General features: G+C 50.0%; 3 protein-coding genes. 2 read left to right on the forward strand and 1 reads right to left on the reverse strand.

From position 1 onward, the window contains the following. The first annotated feature begins 94 nt into the window (after positions 1-94). A complete protein-coding gene (locus ABYP73_RS11100) occupies positions 95-1324 on the forward strand; it encodes a metallophosphoesterase (protein ID WP_372974367.1) in 1230 nt (409 codons plus the stop codon). A 91-nt stretch (positions 1325-1415) separates the two neighbouring features. Continuing rightward, positions 1416-1712 carry a co-chaperone YbbN gene (locus ABYP73_RS11105; RefSeq protein WP_163691579.1) on the forward strand — a complete coding sequence of 99 codons (297 nt, stop codon included), beginning with the start codon at positions 1416-1418 and terminating at the stop codon, positions 1710-1712. A 47-nt stretch (positions 1713-1759) separates the two neighbouring features. On the opposite strand, the gene ABYP73_RS11110 is transcribed toward ABYP73_RS11105, so the two are convergent. Continuing rightward, positions 1760-5095, reverse strand: a complete 3336-nt coding sequence (locus tag ABYP73_RS11110; protein ID WP_372974368.1) for a DUF2723 domain-containing protein — start codon at positions 5093-5095, stop codon at positions 1760-1762. Positions 5096-5250 lie beyond the last annotated feature (155 nt).

The following is a 5250-nucleotide window of genomic DNA, read 5'->3' on the forward strand; positions in this document are numbered from 1 at the left end:
TCCTGAAATCCTGAGAAAAGTGATCGAAAGCGTTAATTAAGTCTAAAAGAATCCCGGAAGGCTTCGTAATAAAATATATTTGTAAAAAAGGAATATGCTTCGCTGGATTGTTTTTATTGCCATTTACTGCATCATGGGGTATTACTCCCTGCAGGCGATCAAAACAGTTTCCCGTTTTCCTTGGGTCTACTACACCTTTATGGCGCTGGGCCTTCTGGTGCTCGGCAACTTCGTCTATCAATTCACCTTCGGAGAAAGTGATGGCAGTGTGCTGAACCGGCCGAAGAGCTATGCCTTCGGTTTCCTCATTGCCATGCTCACCTTCGAGATCATCACCATTGTATTCCTGTTCTCAGAGGATATTTTCCGGACGATCTCAGCCCTGCTGGGCAAGCTGTTCGGTAGCACTACGGAGTTCAGCTTGCCAGCCAGGAGGCGTTTTCTCAGCATGATCGCCATGGGGATCGCGGCCATTCCTTTTGGGGCATTACTCTACGGAATGTACCGGGGGAAGTACAACTTCCAGGTCCTGAAATACGACCTCGAGTTTGAAGACCTTCCTGATTCTTTCCACAACTATCAGATCACCCAGATCTCGGATATCCACAGCGGAAGTTTTGACAACAGAAAGAAGATCGAATACGCCGTAGACCTGATCAATAAACAGGAGAGCGATGTGATCCTCTTTACAGGGGATATGGTCAACAACATGGCCCTGGAGATGGCCCCGTGGAAAGACCTTTTTTCTACCCTCAAGGCGAGGGACGGAAAGTTCTCTATCCTCGGAAACCACGATTACGGGGACTACGTTCCGTGGGACACCCCCGAACTCAAGGCTGAAAACCTGGAGGTCCTCAAGGATATGCAGAAGGAGATGGGATTTGACCTGCTATTGAACGAAAGCCGATACCTCAGGAGAGGAAAAGACAAACTGGCCCTGGTGGGCGTGGAGAACTGGGGCCGGGGCGGCTTCAAAAAGGCGGGCGACCTCAAAAAAGCCGTGAGGGGAATTGACAAAGACGATTTCAAAGTCCTGATGAGCCATGACCCTTCCCACTGGGAGGACGTGGTGATACAGGATGAATACCATTATCACCTCACACTGAGCGGACACACCCACGGCATGCAATTCGGGATAGAGATCCCGGGGTGGGTCAAATGGAGCCCTGTAAAATGGCGCTATAAGTACTGGGCCGGGATCTATGAGGAATTGGGACAATTCATCAACGTGAACAGGGGTTTTGGCTTCCTGGGCTATCCGGGTCGGGTAGGTATCTGGCCCGAGATCACTGTGATCCGCCTGAAGAAGAAGGAAATTGTGTAAAAAATTCGTTAAAGAATATCGTGTAAGCCTTTGATTTCCGTGGTGTTTAACAATTTTTATTACATTTGATTCGTAACCCAACTCAACACCTATGTCTAAATTCGGTGAACTGATAGATCTCAATGTGCCGGTTCTACTCGATTTCTATGCTGAATGGAATGAGCAATCCACGGCCATGCACCCCGTATTGAGGGATGTAGCTGCGGCGCTGGGAGACAAGGGTAAGGTGATCAAGATCGATGTGGACAAGAACAAGGAATTGTCCCAGGCTCTCAGGGTAAAGGGCCTGCCTACCTTGATGATCTACAAAAAGGGAGAGATGGTCTGGAGGCAGAGCGGAGAACAGGACGCCAATACCCTGATCGGTATCCTCAACGAATACATCTAATCTTTCAACATCCGGTTTATTGCTCCCGTGATCTTATCCGGCGTTACCTAATTTTCAGGGATCTCAGCTTCTTCCACCTGTGTCGCATCCGCATTGATGGTATCTGATGCAGGTAGCGTATCTATGATTCCGGGTTCATCGAAATCTTCTTCCGGTAATTCCTCCAGCAGGTCGTCCTGGTAGAAGTGGCTGAACTGGTCGATCTGGTCGTTGAATATGGCCGTTTCCTTCTCCGCCATTTCCCTGTCGTCATTCTCGATCAGGATATCGATGATCCTGCGATATCCCTCCATGTCTCCGATGATATCCTCGAGGTTGTCATACTGCTCGTCCAGGGGGGTGCCTGCGTAGTAATTCAGCCTGCTCTGGTAGATCTCCTTGAGCTCCTGGTAGAGGCCCCTTGCCTTTGTAGTCTCCCCCACCTTGTAATATCCATCCAGGAAGGGTTCCACAAAGGTGTAAAAACCGTAATAGGCTACCGGCAGGTTCTCCATGGTAAGGTCGATGATCTCCCTCGCCTTGTCGATCTCATTCTCATCGATGAGGGCCTCGACCAGTCTGGCCAGGTTGCTCCTGAAGGAGAGACCCTGAGTACGGGTCTGGGGGTCGTGATAGATTTCGGAACTGCCCGAATTTCCCCACTCCCAGCCTTTGACGATATGGTACATGATCTCGGTATCGATGCGACCCATCTCATAGGAGCTGGGGTTCTTAGTCTTGATGGGCACCAGTTTGTAGGCCATCCCTTCTAACTGCAGGTAGTCTTTCATCCAAATGTATTCAGCCTTGTCGAAACTGCCCCCCGAGAAATAAATAGGCCGCTTCCAGTCATTGTTCGCGATGATGTCTAACATCATGATTCGGTTCTTGGGCAGGGCCTGAGGCAGGTCGATATCGATATAATCCACGATCAGGGCCGAATCTTTTTCTTTGACCAGTCCGGATTCCAGCACGTTTTTCTTGTTTACGGGGACCCGGATCTTGTTGGTAGGGTAGTAGACCAGGTCCAGGGTGCTTTCGGAATACCCGCTGGTATCAGCTCCCTGCTTTTCCAACAGGGACCCCAGTTTGGTCTGGGGGTCATTGCTGCCTACCCATTTCATGAAGTCCTTGATGTCCCATCGCCTTTCCGTGATCCCCTGGTAGTAGATCACATCCCTGTTACCGTACCGGTACAGGTCGTGAGTGAGTTGAGAGGGGATGGGGTCACTCTTGTAGGCTTTTCGCTTCATTTGGTCTACATACCAGTCTGTCGCGAAAAGACTTGTGCAGATCACCCGTACATCGGTTCGGTATCCCTCCACTTCCTGTACGTACCAGAGAGGGAAGGTATCGTTGTCCCCTATGGTAAACAACATGGCCCCTGCATCTTCCTGGCAGGAATCCAAATATGCTTTAGCCGCGGCTCTAGCCGTATATCTCCCTGAGCGGTCATGGTCGTCCCAGTTCTGGTAGGCCATCACCCCCGGTACGCTCAACAGGCATACCAGGGTGATCACCGGCGCCCATATTTTTGGGGTCAGAAGTTTGCTGAATTCCTCGTACAGCCCATAGACCCCAATCCCTATCCAGATGGCAAAGACGTAGAAAGAGCCGACCAGGGAATAATCCCTTTCCCGGGGTTGGAAGATAAAGGGGTTGGTATAGAATTGTATGGCGATCCCCGTAAAGATAAAGAATACAAAGAGGACCCAGAATTGTTTTGGATTTCGGGATACCTGGAAGACCAGACCTATGATCCCCAGGAGTAATGGCAGGAAAAAATAGGTATTCCTACCCTTGTTTTCCAGCACATCCTTGGGCAGATTCTCCTGGCTGCCCAGTCGGAGGCTGTCGATAAAGCCTATCCCGCTCAGCCATTCCCCGTTGCCGTTGTATCGGCCCTGTACATCGTCCTGTTTGCCTACAAAATTCCACATAAAATACCTCCAGTACATATACCCGAACTGGAATTGGAACATATAATTGATATTGTCCCACAGACTGGGGGGTTGTACTTCCAGATATTCGCTGAACTGCCGCAGGAAACTGATGTATTGGGCTTCGTCTATCTCCCCATTGGCATAGCCTGTTTTGACCTGGTTGACCGCCCTTTGCAATTCCTCATTACTGGTGGTCATCCGGAAATCGAGCGGACCGAAGAACTTCATGTAGTTCTCTGCGTGCTGATCACTCCACAGTCTGGGCAGGAATCCCTGATGGTCGGGATTGGGCCCCTGTATGGCATCCTTGTATTTATTGACGATGACGTATTTGCCAAGGGCTTCGTCCTTCTCGTATTTAGGCTTGTCATCTTTATCGGGTCCGGGCTTGGCAAAGGCATCGGAGTAATAAGTGCCGTAAAAAGGACTGTCTACCCCCGGGTACTGCTCCCGGTTGTAATAGGCGAGGAGGGACCTGGCATCAGAGGGGTTGTTCTCATTGATGACCACGTTGGCATTGGCCCTGATGGGCAGCATCAACCAGGAAGAAAATCCCAGGAAGAGGAACATTGCACAAAGGACCAGGGTGTTCGCCGTCACGTAGTTATTCCTGCGGGTATACCTCAGGGCGTAATAAAACACGCCGACAAAGACCAGGCCCATGATGATGGTCCCTGAATTGAAAGGCAGGCCTATGCTATTGATAAAAAAGACCTCGCTCCACCCGAAAAGCTTGAGCACATAGGTGAGGGAAAATTTATAGACCAGCATGAGGACGGCCACCACCGTGATATTGGCGAGCAGGAAATTCTTGACCGTGGTCTTCTTGTATTTTTTAAAGTAATAGAGCAGGCCTATGGAGGGGATGGCGAGGAAGCCCATGAACTGTATCCCAAAGGTGAGTCCGACCACAAAAGAGATCAGGACCAGGTATTTGTTGCCCCTGGGATGGTCCAGGTTGTCTGTCCATTTCAGCCCAAGCCAGAGCAATAGGGCCATGATCAGGCTGGCCATGGCGTAGACCTCGGTCTCCACGGCATTGAACCAGAAACTGTCGGAGAAGGTCAGGGCCAGGGAGCCCACTAATCCGCTCCCGAGGATGGCAATAGCCTGGGGGTTGCTCAGGGTCCCGGACCCGGCAATGAGTTTACGGGTGAGGTTGGTAATGGTCCAGAACATAAAAAGGATGGTAAAAGCACTGGATACACCCGACATATAGTTTACCATCCTGGCCACCTGATCGGGCTCCATGGCAAACATGGCAAAAAAAGCGCCTATCATCTGAAAGAGAGGGGCACCGGGTGGATGGGCCACCTGAAGTTTGGCCGAGGTGGTGATGTATTCTCCCGCATCCCACCAGCTACTGGTAGGTTCCACAGTGAGTCCATATACGATCAGGGCTATAAAAAAAACCCCCCAACCCGTCAGGGAGTCCCATTTATCGAAGTTTTTTGATACCATCAGGTCTTCCTTTTACCAACAGAGGCGAAATTACTAATTAAAAAATTTATCGGGATCAATATTTCCCAAAGGTTTAACACCTGTAATATTGCCAGACCCCGCTTGGATTGTGCTTAAAATTATTTGTGCAAACAAAACTTTGTCTTAAATTTGCA

The organism is Muriicola sp., assembly GCF_041567615.1.
Lineage (GTDB): Bacteria > Bacteroidota > Bacteroidia > Flavobacteriales > Flavobacteriaceae > Muriicola.